1 pseudogene is annotated in these 352 nt (G+C 60.8%); it reads left to right on the top strand.

From position 1 onward, the window contains the following. A pseudogene (locus RN22_RS25340) lies at positions 1-352 on the top strand (cadherin repeat domain-containing protein); the annotation flags it as partial.

Raw genomic sequence — 352 nt, 5'->3', positions numbered from 1 at the left:
TCGCTGACGATGGCACGGGCACTAACCCACCGCCAAGTGGTGGCGACGACCGCCCAGACGTGGCGAGCATCACCAGCCCAACCGTGACTGAAGGGGACACGGCGACCTTCACCGTCACCCTGACCAACGAGAGCACGTCCGACACCACGGTCACCATGACTCTGGCCAGTGGCAGTGCCGACAAAAACGTCGATTTCACGGGCACCACGGTCACCGTCAACGGCGACGAGGTATCGGTGAATGCTGACGGCACCTTTGAGGTCACTGTGAAGCCGGGCGACACCGAGTTCACCGTGGACGTCATCACCACAGATAACCTGGATGCTAACGGTAAGCCTGTGTTCGAAAGCAC

Source organism: Grimontia sp. AD028, from assembly GCF_000973155.1.
Lineage (GTDB): Bacteria > Pseudomonadota > Gammaproteobacteria > Enterobacterales > Vibrionaceae > Enterovibrio > Enterovibrio indicus.
This window is presented reverse-complemented; position numbering and strand designations above follow the sequence as displayed.